The organism is Stappia sp. P2PMeth1 (assembly GCF_900185735.1).
Classification (GTDB): domain Bacteria; phylum Pseudomonadota; class Alphaproteobacteria; order Rhizobiales; family Stappiaceae; genus Stappia.
In genome coordinates this window covers 15167-40106 of sequence record NZ_FYAW01000009.1, presented here as the reverse complement: position 1 = coordinate 40106, position 24940 = coordinate 15167, and the positions used below count along the sequence as shown (strand labels likewise).

General features: G+C 69.3%; 21 protein-coding genes. 4 read left to right on the top strand and 17 right to left on the bottom strand.

Features of this window, described 5'->3' with window-relative positions:
* Positions 1 to 93: 93 nt before the first annotated feature.
* The 3 genes from P2PM1_RS03185 to P2PM1_RS03175 form a co-directional block, all read right to left on the bottom strand.
* Complete coding sequence (locus P2PM1_RS03185) at positions 94 to 1374, bottom strand: extracellular solute-binding protein (RefSeq protein ID WP_186388494.1); 1281 nt, start codon at positions 1372 to 1374, stop codon at positions 94 to 96.
* Between the two features lie 454 nt (positions 1375 to 1828).
* Positions 1829 to 3928, bottom strand: coding sequence for a 3-hydroxyacyl-CoA dehydrogenase NAD-binding domain-containing protein (locus P2PM1_RS03180; protein ID WP_244301392.1), 2100 nt, complete (start codon positions 3926 to 3928; stop codon positions 1829 to 1831).
* 129 nt (positions 3929 to 4057) lie between these two features.
* On the bottom strand, positions 4058 to 4885 hold the full coding sequence (locus tag P2PM1_RS03175) for a 2-keto-4-pentenoate hydratase (RefSeq protein WP_186398080.1): 828 nt from the start codon (positions 4883 to 4885) through the stop codon (positions 4058 to 4060).
* Between the two features lie 168 nt (positions 4886 to 5053).
* Here P2PM1_RS03175 and P2PM1_RS25765 point away from each other — a divergent pair, with 168 nt between their 5' ends.
* Positions 5054 to 5812: an FKBP-type peptidyl-prolyl cis-trans isomerase gene (locus P2PM1_RS25765; RefSeq protein ID WP_186397373.1), complete on the top strand. Its 759-nt coding sequence runs from the start codon at positions 5054 to 5056 to the stop codon at positions 5810 to 5812.
* Between the two features lie 46 nt (positions 5813 to 5858).
* Here P2PM1_RS25765 and P2PM1_RS03165 read toward each other — a convergent pair whose 3' ends face one another.
* Together P2PM1_RS03165 and P2PM1_RS03160 are read right to left on the bottom strand one after the other, a co-directional pair.
* The gene (locus P2PM1_RS03165; protein ID WP_186398079.1) at positions 5859 to 6488 is read right to left on the bottom strand and encodes a CDP-alcohol phosphatidyltransferase family protein; all 630 of its coding nucleotides are present in this window, start codon (positions 6486 to 6488) and stop codon (positions 5859 to 5861) included.
* A gap of 28 nt (positions 6489 to 6516) precedes the next feature.
* A complete protein-coding gene (locus tag P2PM1_RS03160) occupies positions 6517 to 8112 on the bottom strand; it encodes an FGGY-family carbohydrate kinase (protein WP_186388361.1) in 1596 nt (531 codons plus the stop codon).
* 154 nt (positions 8113 to 8266) lie between these two features.
* Between P2PM1_RS03160 and P2PM1_RS03155 the strand changes: the two genes are divergently transcribed.
* Positions 8267 to 9274 carry a stealth conserved region 3 domain-containing protein gene (locus P2PM1_RS03155; RefSeq protein ID WP_186398078.1) on the top strand — a complete coding sequence of 336 codons (1008 nt, stop codon included), beginning with the start codon at positions 8267 to 8269 and terminating at the stop codon, positions 9272 to 9274.
* Between the two features lie 2 nt (positions 9275 to 9276).
* On the opposite strand, the gene P2PM1_RS03150 is transcribed toward P2PM1_RS03155, so the two are convergent.
* Together P2PM1_RS03150 and P2PM1_RS03145 are read right to left on the bottom strand one after the other, a co-directional pair.
* Positions 9277 to 10395: a glycosyltransferase family 4 protein gene (locus P2PM1_RS03150; protein ID WP_186398077.1), complete on the bottom strand. Its 1119-nt coding sequence runs from the start codon at positions 10393 to 10395 to the stop codon at positions 9277 to 9279.
* Positions 10392 to 11150, bottom strand: a complete 759-nt coding sequence (locus P2PM1_RS03145; protein WP_186398076.1) for a CDP-alcohol phosphatidyltransferase family protein — start codon at positions 11148 to 11150, stop codon at positions 10392 to 10394. The genes P2PM1_RS03150 and P2PM1_RS03145 overlap by 4 nt, the downstream gene beginning before the upstream one ends.
* A 112-nt stretch (positions 11151 to 11262) precedes the next feature.
* Between P2PM1_RS03145 and P2PM1_RS03140 the strand changes: the two genes are divergently transcribed.
* The gene (locus P2PM1_RS03140; protein ID WP_186398075.1) at positions 11263 to 12018 is read left to right on the top strand and encodes an NTP transferase domain-containing protein; all 756 of its coding nucleotides are present in this window, start codon (positions 11263 to 11265) and stop codon (positions 12016 to 12018) included.
* An 82-nt stretch (positions 12019 to 12100) separates the two neighbouring features.
* Here the strand turns inward: P2PM1_RS03140 and P2PM1_RS03135 are convergent, their stop codons facing one another.
* Together P2PM1_RS03135 and P2PM1_RS03130 are read right to left on the bottom strand one after the other, a co-directional pair.
* Entirely contained in the window at positions 12101 to 13321 is a 1221-nt protein-coding gene (locus P2PM1_RS03135) for an LptF/LptG family permease (RefSeq protein ID WP_186398074.1), read from the bottom strand.
* A 6-nt stretch (positions 13322 to 13327) separates the two neighbouring features.
* The gene (locus tag P2PM1_RS03130) at positions 13328 to 14551 is read right to left on the bottom strand and encodes an LptF/LptG family permease (RefSeq protein ID WP_186398073.1); all 1224 of its coding nucleotides are present in this window, start codon (positions 14549 to 14551) and stop codon (positions 13328 to 13330) included.
* Positions 14552 to 14859: 308 nt separating this feature from the next.
* Here P2PM1_RS03130 and P2PM1_RS03125 point away from each other — a divergent pair, with 308 nt between their 5' ends.
* Complete coding sequence (locus P2PM1_RS03125) at positions 14860 to 15339, top strand: phosphatidylglycerophosphatase A (protein WP_186398072.1); 480 nt, start codon at positions 14860 to 14862, stop codon at positions 15337 to 15339.
* A 7-nt stretch (positions 15340 to 15346) separates the two neighbouring features.
* Here P2PM1_RS03125 and P2PM1_RS03120 read toward each other — a convergent pair whose 3' ends face one another.
* The 8 genes from P2PM1_RS03120 to aepX all read right to left on the bottom strand — a co-directional run bounded on the left by P2PM1_RS03120 (position 15347) and on the right by aepX (position 24803).
* A complete protein-coding gene (locus P2PM1_RS03120; protein WP_186398071.1) occupies positions 15347 to 16120 on the bottom strand; it encodes a phosphatidate cytidylyltransferase in 774 nt (257 codons plus the stop codon).
* 25 nt (positions 16121 to 16145) lie between these two features.
* On the bottom strand, positions 16146 to 16985 hold the full coding sequence (locus P2PM1_RS03115; protein WP_186397384.1) for an SDR family oxidoreductase: 840 nt from the start codon (positions 16983 to 16985) through the stop codon (positions 16146 to 16148).
* A 2-nt stretch (positions 16986 to 16987) separates the two neighbouring features.
* Entirely contained in the window at positions 16988 to 18100 is a 1113-nt protein-coding gene (locus tag P2PM1_RS03110; RefSeq protein WP_186398070.1) for an inositol-3-phosphate synthase, read from the bottom strand.
* A gap of 109 nt (positions 18101 to 18209) precedes the next feature.
* Entirely contained in the window at positions 18210 to 18914 is a 705-nt protein-coding gene (locus tag P2PM1_RS03105) for a DUF4833 domain-containing protein (RefSeq protein ID WP_186388372.1), read from the bottom strand.
* A gap of 108 nt (positions 18915 to 19022) precedes the next feature.
* Positions 19023 to 20270 carry an aminotransferase class I/II-fold pyridoxal phosphate-dependent enzyme gene (locus P2PM1_RS03100; RefSeq protein WP_186398069.1) on the bottom strand — a complete coding sequence of 416 codons (1248 nt, stop codon included), beginning with the start codon at positions 20268 to 20270 and terminating at the stop codon, positions 19023 to 19025.
* Between the two features lie 634 nt (positions 20271 to 20904).
* Positions 20905 to 22023: a 2-aminoethylphosphonate--pyruvate transaminase gene (locus tag P2PM1_RS03095; RefSeq protein WP_186398068.1), complete on the bottom strand. Its 1119-nt coding sequence runs from the start codon at positions 22021 to 22023 to the stop codon at positions 20905 to 20907.
* A complete protein-coding gene (aepY, locus tag P2PM1_RS03090) occupies positions 22020 to 23159 on the bottom strand; it encodes a phosphonopyruvate decarboxylase (protein ID WP_186398067.1) in 1140 nt (379 codons plus the stop codon). The genes P2PM1_RS03095 and aepY overlap by 4 nt, the downstream gene beginning before the upstream one ends.
* 24 nt (positions 23160 to 23183) lie before the next feature.
* On the bottom strand, positions 23184 to 24803 hold the full coding sequence (gene aepX / locus P2PM1_RS03085) for a phosphoenolpyruvate mutase (RefSeq protein WP_244301391.1): 1620 nt from the start codon (positions 24801 to 24803) through the stop codon (positions 23184 to 23186).
* Positions 24804 to 24940 lie beyond the last annotated feature (137 nt).

The window sequence follows — 24940 nt, the reverse complement described above, 5'->3', positions numbered from 1 at the left end:
CCGGGCCAGGAGCCGGGGCCGGCCGCGGTCGGGCGGGGCCGTTCGTCTGCCGGCCTTGCCGCCGCCAGGGCGGCGGCAAGGGGATGGGCAGGCCTAGAGCTTGCCTTCGTCCTCGAAGGTCTCGGTCCAGTCGGCGATCAGCTTGTCGAGCGCCTCCTGGGCCGTTCCCTGGTCGGCGACGATGTAGTCATGCAGGCGCTTCTGCATGGCCAGCAGCAGTTCGGCATAGGCCGGCTCCTGCCAGAAATCCTGCACGGCGCCCATCGCCTTCAGGAAGTCTGCCGCGAAGGGCTGGCTGTCCTTGAAGCCGGGATCGTTGAGCACCGAGTTGTGGGCCGAGTAGCCGCCGAGCGACCACCACTTGGCCTGCACCGCAGGCTGGGCGAACCACTTGATGTACTTGAGCGCCTCGTCCTTCTTCTCCGAATAGGAGATCACCGAGATGCCCTGGCCGCCCAGCGTCGAGGCCTCGACATTCTGCTTCGGATTGACGAAGAAGCCGATCTTGTCGCCGCCGACCTGCTCGTCCTTGTAGAGGCCGGGGAAGAAGGCGAACCAGTTCATCGCCATCGCCACCTGGCCGGACTTGAAGCTGTCGAGGCTCTCCTGCATGTAGCTGTCGGTGTAGCCGGGCGCCGTGCAGCACTTGTAGAGTTCCTTGTAGAACTCCAGCGCCTCAACCGCTTCGGGCGAATTCACCGCGCCTTCCATGTCATACTTGCCGGGAGTGTTCTCATACTTGAACCCCCAGGCATAGAGCGCTCCGGTGGCCCCCATGGTGATGCCTTCGGAGCCACGCTCGGTGAAGATGTTGACGCCGTAGCGCGTCTTGCCGTCGATCTCGCGACCCTGGAAGAACCTGGCGATCTCCATCAGTTCGCGCTGCGTCTCCGGCGGAGCAAGATCCCGCCCGTACTCCGCCTTGAACGCCTCCTGGATCTCCGGCTTGGAGAACCAGTCCTTGCGGTAGAACCACGCATTGGCATCGCCCATCGCCGGCAGCGCCCAGTAGTTCGGTGTGCCCTTCGGCCAGGTCGAATAGGCATAGACAGTCGCCGGGGCGAAATCGTCCATGCTGATGCCTTCGGCGTCGAAGAAGTCGTTCAGCTTGACGTAGTGGCCGTTTTCCGCGCCACCGCCGATCCACTGGCTGTCGCCGATCAGAAGATCGCACAGCTTGCCGCCCGAGTTCAGCTCGTTGAGCATCCGGTCGGCGAAGTTCGGCCAGGGCACGAATTCGAACTTCATGCCGATGCCGGTCTCGGCCGTGAAGTCCTTCGACAACTCGACCAGTGCATTGGCCGGGTCCCAGGCGGCCCAGCACAGGGTGATGTCTTGCGCCTGTGCCGATGTCGTGGCGAACCCGCCAAGCATCGTCCCGCACAGGACGGCAGCCCATGTCTTCCGATATCCGTTCACGTGATCCTCCCAAACTTCGCGCGGCGTTCTTGTCGGAACCGCCCCTCCAGACGGCCGCCGGCCGCGCCCCGCCTTGCGCGAGGACGCCATCCGTTGCCCGGATGTTTACCGCGATGTTTAGTAAGATCAGCATAGCTAAACAAATCAAGCAATTTCGTTGCTGCGCAGCCGCATCTCAACCTTGCAATGCAGCATGCTTCACCCGTCAAAAGAGCGTCAAAGATCCCTTTGTTTCGCAATGGTCGAACTTATCGAAACGATCTGTCTTCGTTTCGTGAAATAATGAGAGCTATGACAATAAACATTTTAATCACGCCCGGGGCCGCAGCCCGAAAAAAAGCCGGGCCTTTCCAGGGCCCGGCTTCGGCGATCTCGCGAGACTTCTGGCGGTGCAGCAAACCGGCCGCGATCAGTCCCGTCCGTTCAGGGAGCCGAAGGTCTCGCCGTCTTCGGCGAGCCGGACCAGCAGCGGCGCCGGCTCCCAGAAGAAAGCGTCTTCCTCGCTGAGGCGACGCAACTCGGCGAGCACGGGGGCGAGGCCCAGCCTGTCGGCATAGTGCATCGGCCCGCCGCGCCAGCGCGGGAAGCCGTAGCCGGCCAGCATCGTCACGTCGACATCGAGCGGACGCAGCGCGATACCCTCGTCGACGATCTTCGCCGCCTCGTTGATCATCGCCGCCATGTAGCGCGAGACGATCTCCGCGTCGCTGAAGCTGCGCGGCACGAGGCCCTTGGCCTCGCGCTCGGCCGCGATGATCGCCTCGACCTCCGGGTCGGGGCTGCCGCGCCGGGCGCCCGGTTCATACAGATAATATCCCCGGCCGCTCTTCTGGCCGAACCAGCCGCGTTCGCAGATGCGGTCGGCGATCTCCACCGTCCGCTCGCGCGGATCGCGCGTCGCCGCCCGCCGCTTGCGCCCGGCCCAGGCAATGTCGAGGCCGGCAAGATCGCTGACGGCGAAGGGACCCATCGGGAAGCCGAAGGCGACCAGCGCCGCGTCGATCTGGTAGGGGCTCGCCCCGTCCTCCACCATGTAGTCGGCGGCCTTGCGATAGGTGTTGAGCAGCCGGTTGCCGATGAAGCCGTCGCAGACGCCGGCGCGCACCGCCACCTTGCGCAGCGTCTTGGCCAGCGCGAAGCCGGTGGCGACCACATCCGCCGCCGTCTTGTCCGCCACCACCACCTCAAGCAGGCGCATGACATGGGCGGGCGAGAAAAAGTGGAAGCCGATCACGTCCTGCGGCCGCGCGGTCGCCGCCGCGATCTCGTTGACATCGAGATAGGACGTGTTGGTGGCGAGGATCGCGCCCGCCTTGGCGATCCCGTCGAGCCGCGCGAACACGTCCTTCTTGACGGCCATGTCCTCGAACACCGCCTCGATCACCAGATCGGTCTCGGCGAGCGCGGCATAATCCGTCGCGGTGGAGAAGTCGCGCGACAGGATCTGGTCGCGCCGCGCCTCGCTCAGCTTGCCGCGCCGCACCCCGTCGTCGAGGAGCTTTGCGACGATGCCGCGTGCACGCTCCGCGCTCGCCTCGTCGCGTTCCACCAGCGTCACCGGCAGGCCGGCATTCAGCGCCGCAACCGCAATGCCCGATCCCATCGTACCGCCGCCGATGACGCCGATCGAGGCGACCTCGCGCGGGCTCGCCGCCTCCGCTTCCGGGATCTTGGCGACCGCCCGCTCGGCGAAGAAGGCATGGATCAAGCCGGCCCGCTGGTCGGAGGCCATCAGCTCCTTGAAGAGCGCGCGCTCGCGCGCCATTCCCTCAGTGAACGGCAGGTCGTAGGCCGCCTCGATGGCGTCGATCGCCACCATCGGCGAGATCTGCCCGCGCGCCGACGTCTTCGTCTTCGCGCGCCAGTCGGCAAACAGCGCCTCGTCCTTCGCGCCCGGATCGATCTCGCCCGAGCGCCGGCCGGTGACCGCGCCTTCGACAAGGCGGCGGGCAAAGGCAAGGCCGGCCGCCAACGGGTCGTCGCCGTCGACGACGGCATCGATGATGCCGAGCTTTACCGCCTCGACCGCTGCCACATGGCGACCGCTGGTGATGAGGTCGAGTGCGGCGGCCGCGCCCGCAAGGCGCGGCAGGCGCTGCGTCCCGCCCGCGCCGGGCAGGATGCCGAGCGTGACTTCCGGCAGGCCGACCTTGGCCGAGGAAACCGCCACACGGGCATGGCAACCGAGCGCGACTTCGAGCCCGCCGCCGAGCGCGGTGCCGTGCAGCGCCGCCACCACCGGCTTGTCGCAGGCCTCGATGGCCGCGATCACGTCCGGCAGGAACGGCTCGGCCATCGGCTTGCCGAACTCGCGGATGTCCGCGCCGGCGATGAAGGTGCGACCAGTGCCGTAGATCACGCCCGCGCGCGCCTGATCGTCACCTGCCAGCCGCGCGACGGCCGCCGCAAGGCCCGCGCGCACTGCCTGCGACAGGGCATTGACCGGCGGATTGTCGACCGCGATCACGGCAATGCCGTCCTGAACGGAATAGCGTACGGGATCGGTCACGGGGCAACTCCTTGGCATGTGGCGAGGGTCCAGAGCCCCTTCCCGAGGCCGGATTTGGGCCGCAGTTTAGGGAGCGGCCCAACTGTTTCAATCCTAAAATATCTCCGCGCGGATGGATCGATGCGCGCCTTACCGGGTGAACGAGATCGCCATGTCGGCGAGCGGCAGTCCGGCGACACGCGTCTCCCAGCTCTCGCCGGGCGCGACCGGAAAGGCGCGCGTCAGCGTCCCCGTCGTTACCACGTCGCCGGACGAGACCGTGCTCGCCAGCGCCGTATCGGGCAGCCCGTCGGCCATGGCCTTCAGCGCGCTCAGCGGCCCGCCGAGCACGTTTTCTGCATGTCCGCTGTCGATCCGCTCACCGTCGCGGTAGAGATCCAGCGTGAACGAGGAGAGCCGGTCCAGCCACTTGGCGCGGTTCGCCGCCGTAACGGCCGCGAAGGGGCGGTGGCGCAGCAGGCCGTGCAGGGCGAAGGCGGCGACCGTATCCGCCGCCTGGAACCGCCACTCCGGATAGACCGACTGGACGATCTCGAAGCCGAGCGCCACCCCGTCGATCCGCTCCAGCAACTGCGCTTCCGACAGCCCGGCCTCGAGCGGCGCGGCGATGCGGAAGACGATTTCCGGCTCGATCCTCGGTTCCACCAGATGCCCGATGGATGTCTCGGCCGCCCCTTGCGCCGGCGCCTCGGCCAGCGTCGTGTCGTAGACCGGGCCCCAGATCGGCGCGTGAACGTCGTATTCGTCCCAGATCGTCCGGTTGGTGAAGCCGATCTTCCAGCCGCGCGGGATCTCCCCGCGGGCGAGGCGGGCGGCGCGGATCTCGGCCGAAACCTGATAGGCGCGCGCAAGGCCGAAGCTCTTGTCCCCGTCGGTGATCGGCGCGCAGGAGCCCGCTTCAGCGGCGATCCTCAAAAGCGCTTGCGCGTGGGTCCTGTCGCCATCCGAAATCTGCAAGGTCGCTCCTCCCAGTTATCCTCGTTTGTCGGGCGACACGATGGCGTCAGGCCGCTCCCGTGGCAAGTGGGCGCAGGGCGCAGGTCCCCGCCTTCCCCCGGACGGCACTGCGCGCTATTTTCCGTCCTGATCCCGCTTCACGCTTTACCCTCACGGAAAGGTTTCCTCATGTTGCGACTGCTTCGGGCATTTCTCATGCTGCTGCCGCTGACCGTCACGGCCCAGGCCGCCGAGCTCGAGATCCGCGATATCGTGGTGGGAACCGGCGAGGAGGCCGTGCCCGGCGCCACGGTGACCGTGCACTATACCGGCTGGCTGATGGACGGCACCAAGTTCGATTCCAGCCTCGACCGGGGAGAGCCCTTCTCCTTCCCGCTCGGGGCGAGCCGCGTTATCCGCGGCTGGGACCAGGGCGTCGAGGGCATGCGCGTCGGCGGCAAGCGCGAGCTCGTCATCCCGCCGGAGCTCGGCTATGGCGCCCGCGGCGCCGGCGGCGTCATCCCGCCCAATGCGACCCTGCGCTTCGAGGTCGAACTGCTCGGCGTCGCCAAGCCCAATTTCGGCACGCTGGACAATTCGCAGCTCAAGGACAGGCTGGCGGCTGGCGCCGTGCTGGTCGATATCCGCCGCCCCGAAGAATGGAAGGAGACCGGCGTCATCGACGGCGCCCACCTGATCACCTTCTTCGACGACAAGGGCAACGTGAACCCCGGCTTCATGGATGAACTGGCCGCCATCGCCGGCAAGGACGACCGCATTGTCCTCGTCTGCCGGACCGGCAACAGAACGGAGGTCCTTGCCCGCTTTCTGACCGAGCGGGCCGGCTATTCCAAGGTCGACAGCGTCGGCCAGGGCATCGTTGGCTGGATCGGCGACAGCAACATTGTCACCGCGGCCAAGATGCCGGAAAAATGCTGGCTCTGCTGACCTTATACAGGGCCCGCGTCAGAGATGTCCCCGTGGGACGGCCTCCTCAGACGGGTCCGGACCGATCCGCCGCCCGCAGCAGGGCGACGGCCCGCCGCATCCGCTGGATTGACGTCAGGTGCGCCAGCAGCGCGTAGATCGCAAGGCCGACGGCGATCGTCGAGGCCGGCGCAATCCCCGCCAGCGACAGGCCGCCAGCGGCCAGCAGCATCGCGCAGAGGAAGATGATCCGCTCCAGCCGCTCGAACAGATCCGGCCAGGCCTCATTGCGGATCGGGATCTCGATGGCCGTGCGCGCCTTGGCATAGCTGGTCAGCACCCCGCCGGAAAAGGCCAGCAAAGCCAGCGCCCAGAGGTCGTTGACCGCGGCAAGCGCCGCGAGAACAGCGAGTTCCTGGTAGCGGTCGACCATCGCATCGAAATAGCCGCCGGACTTGGTGCACATCGACCGGCGCCGCGCCACCGCCCCGTCCAGCGCATCGAAGGCGAAGGCAAAGGCCAGCGTCAGGCCGAAGAGCGCCGAATTGCCGTGCCACAGGTAGAGCGCGGAGGTCGCGCAGACCAGCACCAGCCCCGTCGCCGTGACCTGGTTGGGGGTCAGCCCCATGCGCACCAGTGGGGTCGCCATGCTCTCCCAGAGCGGGTCGATATGGCGCTTGAACAAGCCGTCGATCATTGGCGCGGTTCCGTTTTTGCAAGAAAAATCAGCGATAAAGCGAGATCAGCTTCGGCCGGTGCCGGTCGAGCAGCGCGGCCCGACGGTCGGCCCGCGCCACACCCTCGCCCTCAGGGTCATAGGTCAGCGCCTCGCCCTGGGTCAGGCTCGCGGCCGCCGCCTCGACGGACGGATACCAGCCGAGACCGGCCGCGGCGATGGCCCCTGCCCCGCGCACGCCGGCAAGCCGCGGCTGGCGGACCACGACCTGCAGCTTCAGGGCATCGGCCAGCATCTGCGCGAAATGCGGATTGACCGCCCCGCCTCCGACCAGCGGCAGCGGCAGGCCGGTTCGCACACCCTTCTGCCGCGCCACCTTGCTGAGCGCCCAGCGCATGTTGAGGGCGACGCCTTCCAGCACCGAGCGCAGCAGCGCGTTGCGGTCGTGACCGACAGAAAGTCCTGTAAAAACACCGCGTAAGCGGTCGTCGTCGACCGGGACCCGCTCGCCGACAAGCCAGGGCACGAAGAGCGGATCGCTGTCGCGCAACGAGCCGATGCCGGAATAGAGCGCCGCCAGCGAGGCGTCGTCGTCGCGCGCCTCCCCGCTCTCCCCGCAACCGAACAGCCGCGCGGCCCAGGCGAAGGCGGCGCCGGCGCTTTCCTGCGTCGCGATCAGCAGCGGCCGATAGCCGACGCTGGAGGATATCGTCGCGTAAGAGTGGAAAATATCGATCCTTCGGGAGGGGAAAAACCCGCTCAGCCAGGCGCTGGTGCCGGCATAGGCGTGCAATTCGCCGTCGCTGGTGGCGCCCGAGCCGATGGCGGTCGCCACCACGTCGCCGGCCCCGGCGATCACCGGCAGGCCGGCGGCAAGGCCGAGCTCTGTCCCCGCCTGCGGCAGCAGGCCGCCGACGGTACAAGTGCCGTCGACGATCTCCGGCAGCCGGTCGAGCGGAATGCCGAGCCGTCCGGCGAGATCGGGCGACCAGCCCTCGCGGCCGGGCCGCGTATCCATCATCCAGGTCAGGTTGGCGCTGTCGGCGGTGGTGACGAAATGTCCCGTCGCCCGGTGCAGAAGCCAGTCCTTGACGTCGAGAAACCGCGCCGTCGCATCCCACACGTCCGGCTCGTTCCGCTTCAGCCACAGCATCTTGGCCGGCGGGTCCATGCCGTTATGCGAGGGCGCGCCATTGGCGATGCGCGTCCAGGCGTACAACTTGTCGAGCCGGTAGCCGGCGAGCGAGGGAAATCCCCCGTTCATCGCCCGCGACAGGGAGCCGGCCCGCTTGTCCAGCCAGACGATGGCGGGGCGCAAGGGGCGCCCGGACTGCTCGACCGGGATGACGCCGCACATCTGCGCGCAGAACACGAGGGCCGAGGCGCGCGCGGCAAGATCCGGGATCTCCGCCGCAAGGTCGCCAATGCCGGCGGCGAGCGCCGACCACCAGTCCTCGGGCTGCTGCTCGGCCTGGTCGGGCGCGGGAAGGCTCAAGGGATAGGGCCGGGTCGCCGTCGCCAGCGGGGACAGGCGGCGGTCGAGGGCGGCGATCTTCACGCCCGACGTGCCGAAATCGGCGGCAATGATCAGCCCGCGCCCGTCCGCCCCCGGGTGCCCCACATCTGTTGCGCTATCGCCGATCACCTGACTGCCTCGAACCTCGCGCGCAGGAATTGCTCCTTCGCCGGCAACGGGTTTATAGAGTTCGCAAGCAAATGAGAACCGGGAAACGTGTCGCCCCTCCGCCAGCCGGCGGGGCAGCGGCACGGCACCGGGGACCGCCTGTCTCGAGGGCCGGATGATCGCAGAAATGCCCGCAAGGGAGACGGGGACAGGCTCGCAAGCCGGCGAGGCCGGAACGGTGGATATCGTCTACACCTGGGTGGACGATACGTTCCCCGGCTACCGGGATCTCCTCGCCCGGCATGCCGGGACGTCGCATGACACCAACCCCAACCGCACCCGCGACAATCTCGACCTGCTGCGCTACTCGCTGCGCTCGCTCGACGCGCATGTGCCGTTCGCCCGCAAGGTCTACCTGCTGAGCTGCCGGCCGCAGGTGCCGGCCTGGCTCGACGCCGACCATCCGGACCTCGTCGTCGTCCACCACGACGAGATCATGGCGCCGGATATCCTCCCCACCTTCAACTCCTTCGCCATCGTCAGCCACCTTGCGAAACTGCCCGGTCTGTCGTCCCGTTTCCTCTATTTCGAGGACGACATGCTGGCCTTCTCCCCGCTCGGCCTCGACCATTTCCTCAACGGGGACGGCAGGATGAAGGCGTTCCTGACCCGCAAACCCTCGCCCGTCCTCTCCGAGCTCGACCCGGCACGCGCCAGCCCCTGGAACCTTGCGATGGCAACCGCCAACGACCTGCTTGTCCACCGGTTCGGCGGCGGCCGGCGCAACTATCTGGCGCATGGGCCGCAACTGATCGACAAGGCGCTGTTCGAGGAGATGTGCGAGGTTTTCGCCGGGGCGATCGACACGACCCGCCGCAGCCGCTTTCGCGCCGGCTCCAACGTGCCGCCGGAATATCTCTATCCCCATTTCGCGGCCGCCACCGGCCATGCCGTCACCGCGGAACCGGCCGACATCCGCCGGACGATGGGCTATGCCTCGCTGGAGAACTGGTTCGTCTGGACCTGGGCACAACTGCGCCGCCTGGAATGGGAAAAACCGCTGGCGGTGACGCTGAACGACAGTTTCGGCAGCACCCCGAACCCGCGCGTCGTCGCCCATATGCGCGCCGTGCTGGAGCGCTGGTTCCCCGTCCCCTCCCGCTTCGAGAAGCCGCGCGGCTGACGTCAGGAGCCGCGCAGCGCCTCGGCGTAAAGCCTTGTAAAGACGGGACCCGTGCCGCGGATGTCGGCATATTGCGCGCGGGCATCGGCCCAGGCGGCCAGCCGCTCGCGGGCCGGCCTGTCCCCGGCAAGGGAGACGATGCGCCGCGCCAACGCGCCAGCGTCCCCCGGCGGCACCAGCAGCTCCGCCCCCTCGCCACTCAGCACCCCGGCATAACCGGGATTGGCGGCCGCCACCGGCAGCGCGCCGGCGGCCATCGCCTCGACCAGGACGAGGCCGAAGCTCTCGCCATAGGGGGCGGGCGCGGCGAAGATATCCGCGCCGGCGACAAGCGCGCGGGCCGTGGCATCGTCGGGCCGCTCGACCAGGCGGATGCGCCCGCCATGGGGAGCGGCGAGCGCCGCCTCGACCAGCGGCTTCAAGTCGCCGCCCCCCGCCACCGTCAGCCGCGCGTCCGGCAGCGCCGAGGCGATGTCGGGCCAGGCGGCAAGCAGCACGTCGAGCCCCTTGCGGGCCTCGAAGCGCCCGAGAAACACGATCTCAAGGTTTTGATTCTGCTCGCTCTTTCGCGCGTTCCGCCAGGGCTCCAGATCGATGCAGGGCGGCACCACCTCGACCCGCACGTCGCGCGCGGCCGCGCCCAGATGCGCCAGCGGCGTCGGCGAGGGCACGACGACGATCCGCGAGTGCGACAGGAAATGGCCGGCCGCCGCCCGCAGCAGCCGCGCCGTCACCCCGCCGGCCTCTGTCCCTGGCAGCGTCGCGTGGAAGGTGGCCACCGTCGGCAGCCGCAATCCCCGCCAAACCTGCCAGGCGACGAAGGGCGTCCAGGGCGTGTGCAGATGGACGAGATCGGCGCCCCAATCGCGCAGATCCTCCACCAGCCGGCGCCGCTCCGCCCGCAAGGCATAGCTCACCTCGAAGCGCGTGCCGAACATCGTGACCAGCCGCGAGCGGCCGCAACACTCTGTTCCCACTGCGCAAATTCCCTCCCGCGTCGGCGGCGCGACGATACGGACCTCATGCCCCTCGCCGCGCAGCCAGCGGGACAGGTCGCGCACATGCGCCTGTACCCCGCCGGGGCGGGCCATCGCGTAGGGGAGGATCTGGACGATCCTCATGCGCCGCCGCTCTCCTCGCCCGTATCCCCGCTGTCGCGCGGCCAACCGCGGAAGGTCGCCAGCGCCGCATCCCCGACATCGAGCAGCGAATAGGCCAGCAGGAAGACGACCAGCGCCGGCAGGGTGCCGGTGAAAAAGGCCAGTATCAGAAGAACCGGCAGGGCGCCGCTCAGCCCGGATATCCCCCGCTCGAGAATGTCGAACACACCGAGCCGCGCCGGGCCCGGCACCGCGGGCGCGGTGGGCGCGGCGGGCCTTGCGTCGCGAATTACCCTCGCATAGAGGCGCAGCCAGGCCGCGACCGCCGCCAGCGCAGTCCAGAAGAAGCCGGCGACCGTGTCCCCGGCCGCCACCCGGTCGGCGAGCAGGCCTATGCTCGTATAGAAGAAGCCCCACTGGCCCATGTCGATGACGAAGTCGAGCGCCCCGCCCCTGGCCGAACTGCGGCCCGTCGCCCGCGCCAGGGCGCCGTCCGTGCAGTCGAGGGTCTGGAACAGCGCCGCCAGCAGCGCGACCGCGACGGCGGCCGCCGCAAGGGGGAGTGTCAGCGCCGCCAGCGGCATGGCCAGCACCACCGGCACGGCCGCCAGCGTCACCGCGGTCGGAGAAATGCCCGTCGGCGCAAGCAGGGCGACCAGCCAGAAGCCCGGCGCCCGGTACAGCAGCGCCGCCGCCCAGTCGGTCGCCAGCTCCTTCGCGAACTTGTCCTGGCGGTACTGGCGCCAGAGAGAACGAAACGTCAGGTCCGGGCGCATGTCACTCCGTGGTTCCTGCTGTCTGCGGCGCCGACCCTGCCGCCATCCGGCACTTGCCGATGGCCCGGCGCTCCCCTAATAGTGGACCGCCTTACCATATTCCGGTCGATCCATGCTCAACATCAAAGCTGTTTTCCTTGCCGCCGGTCGCGGTGTGCGCATGGGCGAGCGTGGCCGCCTGACGCCCAAGGGCCTGATCTCGCTTGGAGAGCAGAGTTTCCTTGAAGACGCCGTCGACACATTGGCATTGCACGGGATTTCCGACGTGCGCGTGGTGACCGGCCATCTCGCCGACCACTACCGGACGCTGGCCGCCGAGCGCCGCCCGTCGCTCGACCTGCGCCACAACGACACCTTTTCCAGCAAGGGCTCGCTGCAGAGCCTGATGGTCGGCCTGGAGGGGCTGGACGGCCCCTGCCTGGTGCTGGAATCCGACCTGGTGTTCGAGCCGCGCGCCGTTGAGGCCGCCATCGGCCGGCCGCAGACCTCCGCCCTGCTGGTGTCGGGAAAGACCGGTGCCGGCGACGAGGTGCATGTGTGGACGGACGAGCGGGACGGCCTGCGCTGCCTGCGCGACATGTCGAAGCTGATCGACCGCTGGCACGATACCCCCTATGGCGAGCTGGTCGGCATCACCTACCTGACCGCCGACGCGGTCGGGGAATTGCGGGAGATCGGCCCGCATCTGATCGCCGGTGATCCGATGGCCGACTACGAGAGCGGCGTCGTCGCGCTGGCGCGGCGCCAGCAGGTCGCCGTTCCCAAGGTGGCCGACCTTGCCTGGGCCGAGGTCGACAACGAGGCGATGCTCGCCCGCGCCGCCGAACTGGTCTATCCCCGCATCGCGGCAGCCCGCCGGAACGGCTGATCCCCGCGAGAATTTTTGCGACGAATTTTGCAAAATTCCGTCTCAAAATCGCGAAATTTTGAGACGGGGCGCGCAACCCCGCTCAATGCGGACGCGACAGCATCCGCTGCGCGACGACCACCCCGGCAAGCGCCAGGGCGATCGACAGCCAACTGCTGGTAAAGCCCGAGAGCACGCCGATTTCCCCCATCGCCCAGGACACCTTGGTCGCGACCAGCGCGAGATATCCCGCAAGCGCCAGCACCAGGATGCGCAGCGGCGAAACGACGCGCCCGGCCCCGGCGACCGGGGCAAGGCTCGCGCCGAGCAGCGCATAGGCGCCGGGAAGGAAGAACGCCGCCCAGCGCCGCCACAGGGCGGCGTCGACATCCGGCCCCTTCAACGGGTTGCTGTCGCGCGCCAGCACCTCGAGCGGGGCCTGCGGCAGGTAGAAGGCGGCGATGTCGTAATAGGTCAGCGCCTCGGGCACGATATCGAGCCGCAGCTCCAGGCTCGGATACTGGCTGATCAGATAGAGCGAGGTCTGGGCGAAGGCCGGCGGCGTGCCGTCGCTGCGCGGGACCTCCTCCGCCGGCAGCCGCGCCCACAGGTCGACATCGGTGAAGCGCCAGAAGCCCGGCCGCTCTCCCGGCTCGCCGTGGCGCGCGACGATCACGTCGCGCAGGTCGCCGGCGACCACGCCGCGATAGAGCTCGATGTCGGCGAGCGCCGGCGTCGCGCTGCGGATCACCCGGGCCTTCAGCGCCGCGCCGTTGACGACGAACCAGCTCGGCTCACCGAGCTCGCCGTCGGCGAAGCGCCGGCCGTAGCCGCCGAGCTGCAGCCCGGCCTGGGCGAAGACCGCCGCCGGCCGCCACCAGCGCTCCAGCGAGACTTGCAGCGCGCCGGTCAGAGCCGCGAACAGGCAGACCACCACCAGCGTCTGGCGCGGCGACCAGCCGGCCGCGGCGATCACCGTGGTCTCGCGGTTGAACAGGCGCATCAGCTCGGCCGCGAAGACGCCGATGAAACAGGCGACGGGAAAGAGGCGCGTGGCGATGTCGACGGCGCGGAAGCCGAGATAAGTGGCAACGAGAGCCGCACGGGACCGCCCGAGCTCGTCGGCCCGCGCCAGCACGCCGTCGAGCGTCTGTGCCAGGTCGATGGCGAAGGCGACGATCAGGAACATCGTCATCACCAGCGCCGCCGCCTTCAGATGGGTGAAGAGGATGCGCCGGCCGATCAGGCCGAGCACCGGCGTGCGCCGCCGCGGCACGCGCGGGCCACCGGCAAGGAACGCAAGAGCGGTTCCGGGCGCGCGCATCATCGCTCAGGCCCGCGAGCTGACGGGGCGCAGCAGCGCCGCCGCGCGGGTGCGGATGCCGGCGAGCGCCAGCAGCAGCACCGCCGCCGCCGCAAGGCCGCCGACCGAGGCGAGCGCCAGCGGCGCCTCCGCCGCCAGCCGGCCGAGCACGCCGCGCAGGACGATGTCGAAGGCGAGCAGCGCGCCGCAGGCGAGCGGCAGCGACAGATAGCCGAAGACGCCGCGCCCGGCGAAGACGCAGGCGAGCAGCGCCAGCAGCGGCGCGACGAAGACGGCGATGGCGCGCGACAGCCGTTCGCCGGCGATCTTCAGCGCCTCGCGCCCGGTCTCGCCCATGGCGCGGCCGGCCTGCAGCGCCTCGAACACCGTCCACTCGCCCGCCACGTCGCCGCGCAGCGCGTGGTTGAGGATGTTGTCGAGACGGACCGGCAGCGACACGTTCTCCACCTTGACCTGCGGCAGCGCCGGGATGTTGGCGACGTCCGGCCGGCCGACGGCAAAAAGGTTCGGCCCGCGCCCCTGGCGCAGCATGCCGGCACCCTCGCGCGCTTCCACCCGCACGAAGTCATAGGCGATCACCCGGCCGAGCCCGAGACTGTAATTTCCCTCAGCGTCCGGCCCGTCGAGCTTCCAGTCGGCCGCCTGGGTCACCCGCCAGCGCCCCTCCTCGCCCGGCTGATGCACGAACAGGCTCTCATGCGGCGGGCTGACCGAGCTGTCGGAGAGGGCCGCAAAGGTCTTGCCGCGGATGGTCTCGATCAAGGTGCCCTCGCTCGGCCCGGTGATGCGGGCGAACAGCAGATCGCTCTTGAGATGAAAGATCACCGTGCGGGTGGCATGGCGGGCCAGCGGATCGATGACGCCGGAGACGACAAGGCTCGCCGCGAAGGCCAGCGCGCCCAAGGTGAGCGCGACGCGCACCGGCAGGACCCAGGAGACGCCGGCCGCCGACAAGGCGACCAGCTCGCGCTCCTCGCGCGCGGCGACAAAGGCGAAATAGCCGCCGATGACGCAGGCGAGCGCCAGGGCGAAGTCGAAGATCTCCGGCGCGGTGAGGAGGAGGACGGCGAGCGCCGAGAGCAGGTCGCCGCCATTGCCGAGCACCTCTTCCAGGATGCCGGTCAGCTTCTCGGCGAGGAACACCACCTCGATGATGGCGACGACGAGCAGCACCCGGCCGAGCACGCGCGCGAACAGCGACCGCGCGGCGATGGAGGCAAGCGGTCTCACCTTACCCCGCATCCCGTCCGGCATGTCGCCCCGTTCCGCATGTCGCCCTGCATCGCTCTCCGTCGTGTTTCATGCTAGTCACCCGAATCTGAAGTTCGTCACATTTGGCAGCAAGCTCTGTACGAACTTCAGATTCAAAAGGGTGACTAGTAAGTTTATGTTTCTAGTGTGGTTTTCGAATTTGAAATACGCTCCGACGGTTGCCGCAAAACGAGGCGTATTTCAAATTCACCACACTATAGCCCGGCCTGCCGCGCGGCATCCCGCCCGGCGGTTCCGATTCCGACCCTCATCATAGGCCGGCCGCAATGCCCCGTCTTGTTCATAAGCCGAGCCAGCGGCTCGGTTATGTCCTCGCCCTGTCCTTTGGCGCCGGCCTGTCGCCGGTCTGGCCGGGCACGGTGGGCGCCGCCGTCGGCCTCGCCCTGGCCGCCGGCCTTGCGATGCTCTCCGTGCCGCTGCAACTGGCCGGCCTTGCCGTCCTGTTCTTCGTCGGCGTATGGGCCTCGGGCGTCGTCGCCGAAGCGACCGGCACCGACGACCCGCAGATCGTGGTGATCGACGAGAGCTTCGGCGCCGCCGCCGTGGTGCTGGCGCTGCCGGCCGAGCCGCTGTGGTGGATCGCCGGCTTCGTCGCCTTCCGCGCCTTCGACATTCTCAAGCCTTTCCCGGTCAACTGGGTCCAGGACCATGTCAAGGGCGGCGCCGGGATCATGCTCGACGATGCCGCCGCCGCGCTCTACGCGATCCTCGTCCTTGCGCCCATCGCCTGGGTCCTCGCCGGCTGAAGCCGCGTTACGGCGCAAGCCGCAGCAGCAGAACCAGCGCGGGACCGGCGATCAGCCAGGCATCGACGATGTCGAGCAGCCCGCCCTGGCGCGGCAGCACCTTTGGGTAGTCCTTGACGCCCGAAGCGCGCTTCAGCCGCGAGCCGGCAAGATCGCCGACCACCGCCGCAACCGCGATGACGGCGGCCGCCGCCAGCGACAGGGCAAGCGACCAGCCGAGCAGCAAGGGCCCGGCGAGCGCCGCCGTCAGCGCCAGCATCGCCGCGCCGACGGCAAGCCCCTCCACCGTCTTGCGCGGGCTGAGCCGCGGGAAGGCCGGGCGGCGGCCGAACAGCTTGCCGCCGAACAGGGCGTAGCTGTCATAGGTCTCGACCAGCAGGAAGGCGAGCACCAGCACGCCGGCATTGGCCGGCTCGACGCCGACGGCAACGAACAGCGCCAGCGGCAGGCCGGGAAACAGCAGAACCTCGGCGGCAAGGCGCAGCGAACCGGCATCGCCGCCGGCGCGAAGGTGCCGCCGCCAGGCAACGCTCACCGCCTCATAGGCAACGCGCGTCGCCAGGGCGGCCAGCGCCAGGGAGAGAACCAGGCCGCCGGCGACGAAGGGGCCAAGCCCGCCGCCGACGATCACCAGCTCCGTGCCATAGACCGGCCAGAGCGGGCGCGCCTGCGGCGCCGTCGCCGGTACCAGGCTGCCGAGCGCGAGCAGCACGCCGCCGACGGCAAGGCAGGCGAGAACGGCAAGCGCGGCAATGTCGAGGGGAACGAGGGTCGGCATCATGGACGAGGGCATCATCGCGCCGCGCTCAGTCCCGGTGCGAGCGGGCAAGGCGCGCCTGCCAGAGCCGCAAGGCCGGCGAGAGCAGGCTGTGGCCATGGGCGAGAAGGCGCATCTGCAAGCCCGGGGCGACGGTGAAACGGCCCTTCTCGGCGGCGAGGATGATCTTTTCCGCCACCCGCTCGGCCGGCCAGAGGCCGCCGCCGGCGGTGATCGCCCGCGTCGCCGCCGGCTTGGTCTCGTTCTCCATGGCTAGCTGCGGCGTGTCGGTGTCGGGCGGATAGGCGAGCGTTACCGAAATGCCGTCGCCGGCGAGTTCCACCCGCAGCACCTCGGCAAGGCCGCGCATGGCGAATTTCGACGGCGCATAGGCGCCGTAGCCGTAGATGCCGAAGAAGGCGGCTCCGGAAGAGACGAAGACCATCCGCCCGCCGCCGGCATCGGCCATGGCCGGCGCAAGCGCATGGGCGACATGCAGCGCGCCGAGATAGTTGGTGCGCATCTGCATCAGGTGGTCGTCGAGCGGCTGCTGCAGGAACCGGCCGGGCCGGGCGACGCCGGCATTCATCACCGCCCAGCGCGGCACGCCGAGCTCGGCGGTGATGCCGGCAATGGCCTCGCGCGCCTGGTCCGCCTCGCCGACATCCGCAGCGCGCAGGGCGATGCGCGCCCGCGGCACCGCGGCGGCGATCTCCCGGCGAACAGTCTCCAGCCGCTCGGCCCCGCGCGAGACCAGGCCGAGATCGAAGCCCTTGCGCGCCAGCGACAGGGCCATGGCGCGGCCGATGCCGCTGCTGCCGCCGGTGATCAGGGCGACGGGACGCCCGGCGGCGCCGAGCAGCCCTGCGCCCGTCGCCGCGCCGGTCATGGTCAGGCCGCCTCGCCGTTGGCGAAGGCGAGCAGACGGTCGTAGCCTTCCGCGTCCTCGATCTGCAGCGGCGGATGCTTGAACAGGAAGGCGCTCGCCTCCTCGATCGGGCCGGCAAGGCCGCGGTCGCGGGCGATCCTGGCGCAGCGGATGGCGATCAGCGCCATCGCCGCGGCATTGGGGGAATCCTCCACCTCCAGCCGCATCTCGACATGGGTGCGCACGCCGCCGAACAGCCGGCCCTCGAGCCGCACATAGGCGACCTTGCGGTCGTTGAGCCAGGGCACATAGTCCGAGGGGCCGATGCGGATCTCGCTGTCGGAAAGCCGCGCGTTCATCGCCGTCTGCACCGCCTCGGTCTTGGACTCCCGCTTCATCGCCAGGCGGTCCATGTCCATCATGTTGAGGAAGTCGGTGTTGCCGCCGACATTGAGCTGATAGGTGCGGTCGACCTTGACGCCGCGCATGTCGGCAAGCCGGGCCAGCGCCCGGTGGGTGATCGTCGCGCCGAACTGCGCCTTGAAGTCGTCGCCGACGATCGGCACGCCGGCCTCGCGGAAGCGCGCCGCCCAGACCGGGTCGGAGGCGATGAAGACCGGGATGCCGTTGACGAAGGCGCAGCCGGCTTCCAGCGCGCATTCGGCATAGAACTGCGTCGCCTCGATCGAGCCGACGGGCAGGAAGTTGATGATCACCTCGGCCTTCGCCTCGCGCAGGGCCGCGACGATGCCGGCCTTGTCGAGCGCCGGGGCGCTGGAGACGACGAAGCTGCGGTCGGGCGCCTGGTTGCGCATGAAGGCGGAGACGCCGTCGAGATCCGGCCCGCGCAGCACCGGCGCGGTCATGCCGGCAAGGTCCTTGTGGAAGATCTCGGTGCAGTTCGGCAGGGCAACGGCCGCCTCGCCGACGGTGCGCCCGACCTTGCGGGCGTCGACCTCGAAGGCGAGGACGATCTCGACATCCTCCGGCCGGTAGCCGCCGAGCACGGGGAAGGCGACGCCCACGGCCTCCTCGCCGAGCGCCCGGCAATAGGCCACGCCCTGGATCAGCGAGCTTGCGCAATTGCCGGCACCGACAATGGCGGTGCGAATCGATCTGGCGGAAGAAGCGCTCATACTGTCTGGTTACCCCCGAACCCTGCCCGTCCGGCCTTGCCGCCGGCTCGATGGCTGTCGCGCGCCATGGCGCAATCCCTGCCTACCGGGTGTCCCGGCGCGGCAAGCGTTACTCTATCTCGATGCGTTCCACCAGCGGCTTGCCGGTCTCCGCGTCATGCCCCATCACCAGCACCTCGCGCACGCTCGGCACCAGCCCGCTCTCGTCGACATCGACATAGGCATAGGCCATGCGCATGGTCCGTCCGCCCGCCGGCAGCAGCAGCTCCGCCCGCCCCGGCTCGACCAGGCGCAAGGTCGCCGGCCGCTCCGGATAGGACACGACATAGACCTGGAAGACGTCGGGATCGCCGGTCGCGCGGGTCCGCACGCCGAAGGCGAAACTGTCCTCGATCATCTTCAACGGCAATTGCTCGCCGGTGGTGTTGAAGCGGCGCCAATAGGCCTGAACGGGCCTGCGCGGATCGAGCCGGCCGTCCTGGGTGAAGCGGGCGGCATAGACCACCGTGTTGGCGTTGCTCGACCGCTGCAGGTAGAAGACCTGCCCCGGATCGCCCGGCACCGGAAATTCCGGGCGGACCACCGGGAGGCTCGCCACCTCGGTGACCACGGAGCCGCGCGGCTTCTGGCCGGTACCCGGCGTGATGCGGGTTCCCTCCATGGCCGCGGCGGGGGGCGGTACGACAAGGGTTGCCAAAAGGAGGGTTGCCAGAAGGAGGGCTGCCAGAAGGAGGACCGGCAGGCGCGGCAGGCGCCCCGCCAGGACCGCCCGCGGTCGGCCGGGCTGGATGCCGGCCCTGTCATCCGCTGTCATGGTGATGCCAACTCCGCTCGGTGCGCGCCCCGTGCCCCGAATGCCCCGGTTGCCCCCGCCTGACGAAACGTCAGGCCGAAGCCTCGGGCTGAACCCTCAGGTCGACCTTCAGGCTCCGACGACCGCCTGCTGCTGCGCCAACAGACCGGCCCCCGCAGATCCGGTCCCGTGGGCCACTTCCGCCGCGATGCCGATGGCCTTGTCCATCTGCTCGCGCGTGTGCTCGGCCGACAGGAAGAAGCGGATGCGCGGCTGGTCCTTCGGCACGCCGATCTGGACGATCGGCGGCGCGTAGATGCCATGCTCCAGCAGCGTCTGCGAGGCGATCATCGTCTGCATCGGGCTGGAGAACAGGATCGGCACGACGCCGCGGCCGATGGCCGGCCCGGTGTTCAGCCCCATCGAGCGGGCGTGGTCGCGGAAATATTCCGAGTTGTCGTGCAGCCGGGCAACGCGCTGCGGCTCGGCCTTGAGCTGGTTGAGCGCACCATGGGCGCTGCCCAGCGTCGCCGGCGACAGGCCGACGCTGTAGACGAAGCCCGGCAGGGTGAAGCGCAGCCAGTCGATCACCCCCTGCTCGGCGCAGATGAAACCGCCGGAGGAGACGAAGGACTTGGACAGCGTGCCGACCGTCAGCTCGATACGGCGCGGGTCGATGTCGAAATGCTCGCACAAGCCGCGCCCGGTCGCCCCGAGAACGCCGTAGGAATGGGCCTCGTCGACCATCAGCCAGGCATCGTGCGCTTCCTTCAGCGCCACCAGCCGCGGCAGGTCGGGAATGTCGCCATCCATCGAGTAGAGGCCTTCGACGACGATGAGCACGTTGCGATACTGGCCGCGCAGCTCTTCCAACTGCCGCTCCAGATCGTCGAGATCATTGTGGTTGAAGACCCGGTGATCGTAGCGCCCGTTCTTGGCGCCGACGAAGATCGAGTTGTGGGCCAGCTCGTCGATCAGCACCAGATCGCGCGGCCCCATCAGGAAGTTGATCAGGGAGACGTTGACCAGATAGCCGCTGACCAGCGACATCACGTCGCCGACGCCGAGGAAATCCGCCAGCTCGCGCTCGAACACCCGGTGGCCGACCCGTTCGCCGCCGACAAGCCGCGAGGCGCCGACGCCGGTGCCGAGCCGATGCAGCTCGGTGCTCGCCGCCCCGATCACGTCCGGATGGGTGCTGAGGCCGAGATAATCGTAATGGGCGAAGCTGACGAAGGGAATGCCGTTGCGCTCGCAGAGCTCGCGCTGCTGGTCGACGGGAAGAAAGTACGGATTGTGCTGCTCGATGATCGCCTTGCCAGCCAAACGGAAACGGCGTTCAGCGACGACGGAAAAGCTCGGCCGGTCAGGCTTCATTCTTGTTTACCCCCAAGCCCGAAACGGGTCACCGACCGTTCGGGTTGAAAAATTCATCAACGAGCCACCGCCCGCAACGCAGCGATGCACCCGCAAGAACGACAGGCAGGCAGTGGCAGGCCGGGCGTCCACATCTCCGGTCTGTCACATCGTCATCGGCTTTCCGACACTGGCGGTTCACAGGTGGGACCTGCCCGCTTTCGTCCCGCAAGCCCCTTGCAGGGAACGGCCCACCGCCAAAGCCCCCCGCTTGGACGGTTTTCGCTAAATAGCCGAAAGGTGGGAAACTGTCGAGTAAGCCGACAAAGTGACACACCCGGCCGGACCCCGTCCCGGCGCCCGCCGTGATGCCGTCCCGCGCCGTCGGCGACAGGGTGCCGGCCGCGGGCAGCGCCGCGGCGGCGCCGGGCGCCTTGGCCGCGCCTGCCTCGGCGATCGACCCGCGCTCCGCTGCGCAAACCGTCCAATTCGCGGAAATTCGCAAGAAACGCGGCGTCGCTCGCCGGCCGGAAGCCGGCGGCGGCCGGTGGCCGGGACCAAGGATCAGGCCCCGCCGACGGGCGCCGGCCCCCGTCCCGGCCCGCAAGACGCCCCGTCCCGCCGGGGCTTGGCGGATGGTCGGGGGCGAGCCGGATCAGCGGATCAATTTCTGTTTCAAATCTGTCACAACCCCTTCGACGGCCGCGAGGAAGCGCTCGATGAGGGAAGAATCGATGGCGCCGATGGTGCCGACCCGGAAGGTTCCGAGCGCCTTCATCTTGCCCGCGTAGATGGCAAAGCCGCGCGCTTCCAACGCATCGTAGAAGCTGGAAAAGTCGTACCAAGCCTCGCGCGGCTCCAGGAAGGAGACGATCACCGGCGCCTGCAGGGCCGGATCGAGCGCCGGGACAAAGCCGAGCCGGGCCATGCCGGCGATCAGCGTGTCGCGGTTGGCGGTATAGCGATTGAGCCGGGCGGCCGGGCCGCCCTCCTCGGCGAGCTCCTGCAAGGCCTCGTGGAGGGCCGCGACCACATGGGTCGGCGGGGTGAAGCGCCACTGCCCGTCGCCGGCCAGCGCCCGCGCCTGATCCTCAAGGTCGAGCGCCAGCGAGGCCGAGACGCCGCGGCGGGCGGCAAGCTCGTCCGGCCGGCAGACCACGAAGGCAAGGCCGGGAACGCCCTGCAGGCACTTGTTGGAACTGGCCGCCAGCGCCGAAAGGCCCCAGGCCTGCATGTCGACGGCAAGCGCGCCGAAGCTGCTCATCGCATCGACCAGCAGCCGCCGGCCGGCGGCCCTCGCCACGGCGGCGATCTCCTCAAGCGGATTGAGGAGGCCCGAGGTCGTCTCGCAATGGACGATGGCGACAGCGGCAATGCCGGGGTCGGCGGCGAGCCTTTCGGCAAGCGCGGCGGGGTCATGCGCCTGCGTCTCCGCGACCTCCACCACCTCGCAGGGGCGGCCGAGCCGGCGGCAGATCTCCGCCATGCGCCGGCCATAGGCGCCGTTGACCAGCAGCAGCAGCCGCTCGTCCGGCCTCAGCAGGCTGCCGAGCATCGCCTCGACCGCGAAAGTGCCGCTGCCCTGCACGGGCACGCAGACATGATCGCCCGGCCTGCCGCCGGCAAGATCGCGGATCTGTGCCAAGACCTCGCCGGCAAGCCGGGTGAAGGCGGGATCGCGCGAGCCCCAGTCGCGCAGCATCGCCGCCTTGACCCTCTCGCTGGTGGTCAGCGGGCCGGGGGTGAGCAGGATGGGGCCGGTGGATGCGCTCATGCGGCACCGGTGAGATGGGCGCGGAAGCGCCGGGCGACCTCGCGCGGGGCAATGGTCGGGCGGCCGAGCCCCGAAACCTCTTCGGCGGCGACCCTGACATGCAGGAAGCGCGGTCCCGGCACGGCGAGCGCCGCATCGAGCGCCGCTCCCGCCTCGCCAAGGCCGCTGGCGCGGGCGGCGAAGCGATAGCCGCAGGCGGCGGCGATGGCGGCGAAGTCCACATGCGCGGAGACGGTCGCCTGGCCGCCGGTCGACAGGTGCCGGCCGTTGTCGAGCAGCACATGAGTGAAGCGCACTGGGGCCTCGGCCCCGATGGTCGCCATGTTGCCGAGCTTCATCAAGGCCGCGCCGTCGCCGTCGAGCACCGCGATCTCCCGCTCGCTGTTGAGCGCCGCGCCAAGGCCGATGGCGCTGGCCCCGCCCATCGAGCCGACGCAGTAAAGATGCCCGGCATGGTCCTGCAGGGTGAAGAGCTCACGGCCGGTATGGCCGGTGGTGGCGATGAGGCCGGCGCTTTCGGGAAGCTTCTCCCGCAGCAAGGCCAGCACGTCGATGCGGCGCGGCAGGCTCGCGCCGCCGAACTCGACCGGAGCAACGCGAGGCGCCGGCTCGGCCCGGACCTCGTCGAGCGGGCGCGGCGCGATCGCGCCCTTGGGCTGCACCAGCCCGACCGGCTGGCCGGTCGAACGCATATGGGCGAGCGCGCGCGACAGCACCGGCTCGATATCGGCGGCCGCAAGCGGGAACGGCTCGCCATGGACGCCGGCCAGCGCCAGCAGGCGCGGCGTGATCTCGCCCATCAGCTCGTGCTGCGGCTCGTCCTTGACCCCCGGCTCGCCGCGCCAGGTGGCGATCACCAGCGTCGGGATGGCGAAGGGATGGTTGAGCGAGGTCAGCGGATTGACCGCGTTGCCGAGCCCGGAATTCTGGAACATCACCGCCGTCTCGCGGCCCGCGCACCAGGCGCCGGCGGCGATCGCCACCGCCTCGCCCTCGCTGGTCGCCCCGACATAGCGCGCCGTCCGGTCGGAGATCACCGCATTCATCAAGGGCGTCAGGAAGCTGCAGGGCACGCCGGTGAAGAAGTCGATGCCCTGGCGCTTGGCCGCCTCGAGAAAGTCGCCCGCCTCGATCATCGTCCGGCCCTCCGCGCGCGCCGGTCACACCGCATCGCGGGCCTGCGCCAGATCGAGGAGATCGTTGACGTTGCGCCAGAAGCCGCTGACATAGACGACGCCGATGCGCTCGCCGGCCGCCGCCATGCGCGTCAGCACCGCGCCGAGATCGGCGCTGTCGAGGCTCCCCTCGCCCGCCATCTCGTCAAGCGTGCGGCGCAGGCGTGCGGCGCCCGCGGCACTCGCCCGCATGAGGCCGACCCATTCGCCGTCGCCGCCCTCGGGCACGAAGCCGGTGAGCAGCGGCGCCTCGGCCTCCGGGTCGAGATCGTCGGAGAAGGGCAGGCTGCAGGCGACCGCATCGCGGCCCGAGCGTCCGCCATTGCGCGGGTCGACGGCGAGCACGATGTCCTCCTCCCGGTCCTCCAGCATCGCCAGGAAGAACGGCCGGTAGAGGATATCGCCATAGGAGACGATGGTGTCGCCCTCGCCGAGCGCCAGCGACAGCGACCGCGCCTCGCCGCTGGTCTCGAAATCGGCATTGACCACCGGCACGATGCCCGGCGCCTCGACCGCCTCGGCCTTGTAGCCGACGACGACGCGGATATCGGCAACGCCGTGGCGCGTCAGCGCCGCCACCTGGCGGCCGAGCAGCGAGGTGCCGCGCACCGGCAGCATGCATTTCGGCCGCTCCAGCGTCAGGTCGCCGAGCTCCTCGCCGCGCGTTGCGGCGAGCACGATGGCGCGCTTCGGCGCGGAGGCGGAGAGATAGCGCTTTTCCGCCGCCTCCAGCTCGCTGGCGCCGGCGAGCGCAAACACGTCGCCGAGCGGCGCCACGTCGCTTTCCACCTCCAGGAGGGTCTGCTGGGCGCGCAGGGTCGCGCAGGTCTCGCGCATGGCCCGGATCGAGGCGCGCAGGTTGTGGTTGGCCCAGATGATCATCGAGGCGCCGGCCTCGCGCAGCTTCTCGGTCGGCGTGCGGTAATATTTGGTCGGGATCAGGATCACCGGCGCCCGGTCGCCGAACTCCCGGCAGAAGGCGAGGATCTCGTCGGCGGTGCTCTTCTTGGAATGGATGACGATGGCGTCCGCCCCGGCATCCGCATAGGCATGGGCGCGTTTGAGCGCCTCGTCGAGGCCGCGTCCGGCGATCAAGGCCTCGACCCGGGCGACGATCTGGAAATCCGGATGGCTCTGGGTGTCCTTGCCGGCCTTGATCTTGCCGCAGAACTCGTCGATGTCGGCGAGCGGCTGGTTCTCGCCCAGGAACGAGTTGGTCTTGGGGAAGATCTTGTCCTCGATGCACACGCCGGCGATGCCGCGATCGCACAGCTTGGCGACGAAGCGGCGGAAATTGTTGAAATTGCCGTAGCCGGTGTCGCCGTCGACGAGGATCGGCAGGCTGGAGGCATCCGACATGTATTCCAGCATGTCGAGCACCTGGGTCCAGGACAGCTCGTTGTTGTCGCGCACGCCGAGCGCCGCCGACATGGAGAGGCCCGAGGCCCAGATGCCCTCAAAGCCCGCTTCCTCGACGATCTTGGCGGACAGGCCGCTATGCGCCTCCATCAGGAAGGCAAGATCCGGGCGCTGCAGCAGTTCGCGCAGCCGGGTGAACCTGGAGACCGGCGCCGATGCGCGCTCGAGTGCGACGTGCTTTTGCAAAACAACTCCTTTCGGCCGGCCTGCCGGCGCCCGTTCGTAAGGCGGCTCATTGGTAGCGAAGCGCCCGCCAAAAGAAAAGACGGGGCGAGGCGCCGCGTGCCCTTTGTTCGCTTGCGCGGAGGGGACGCGCGGCCGGG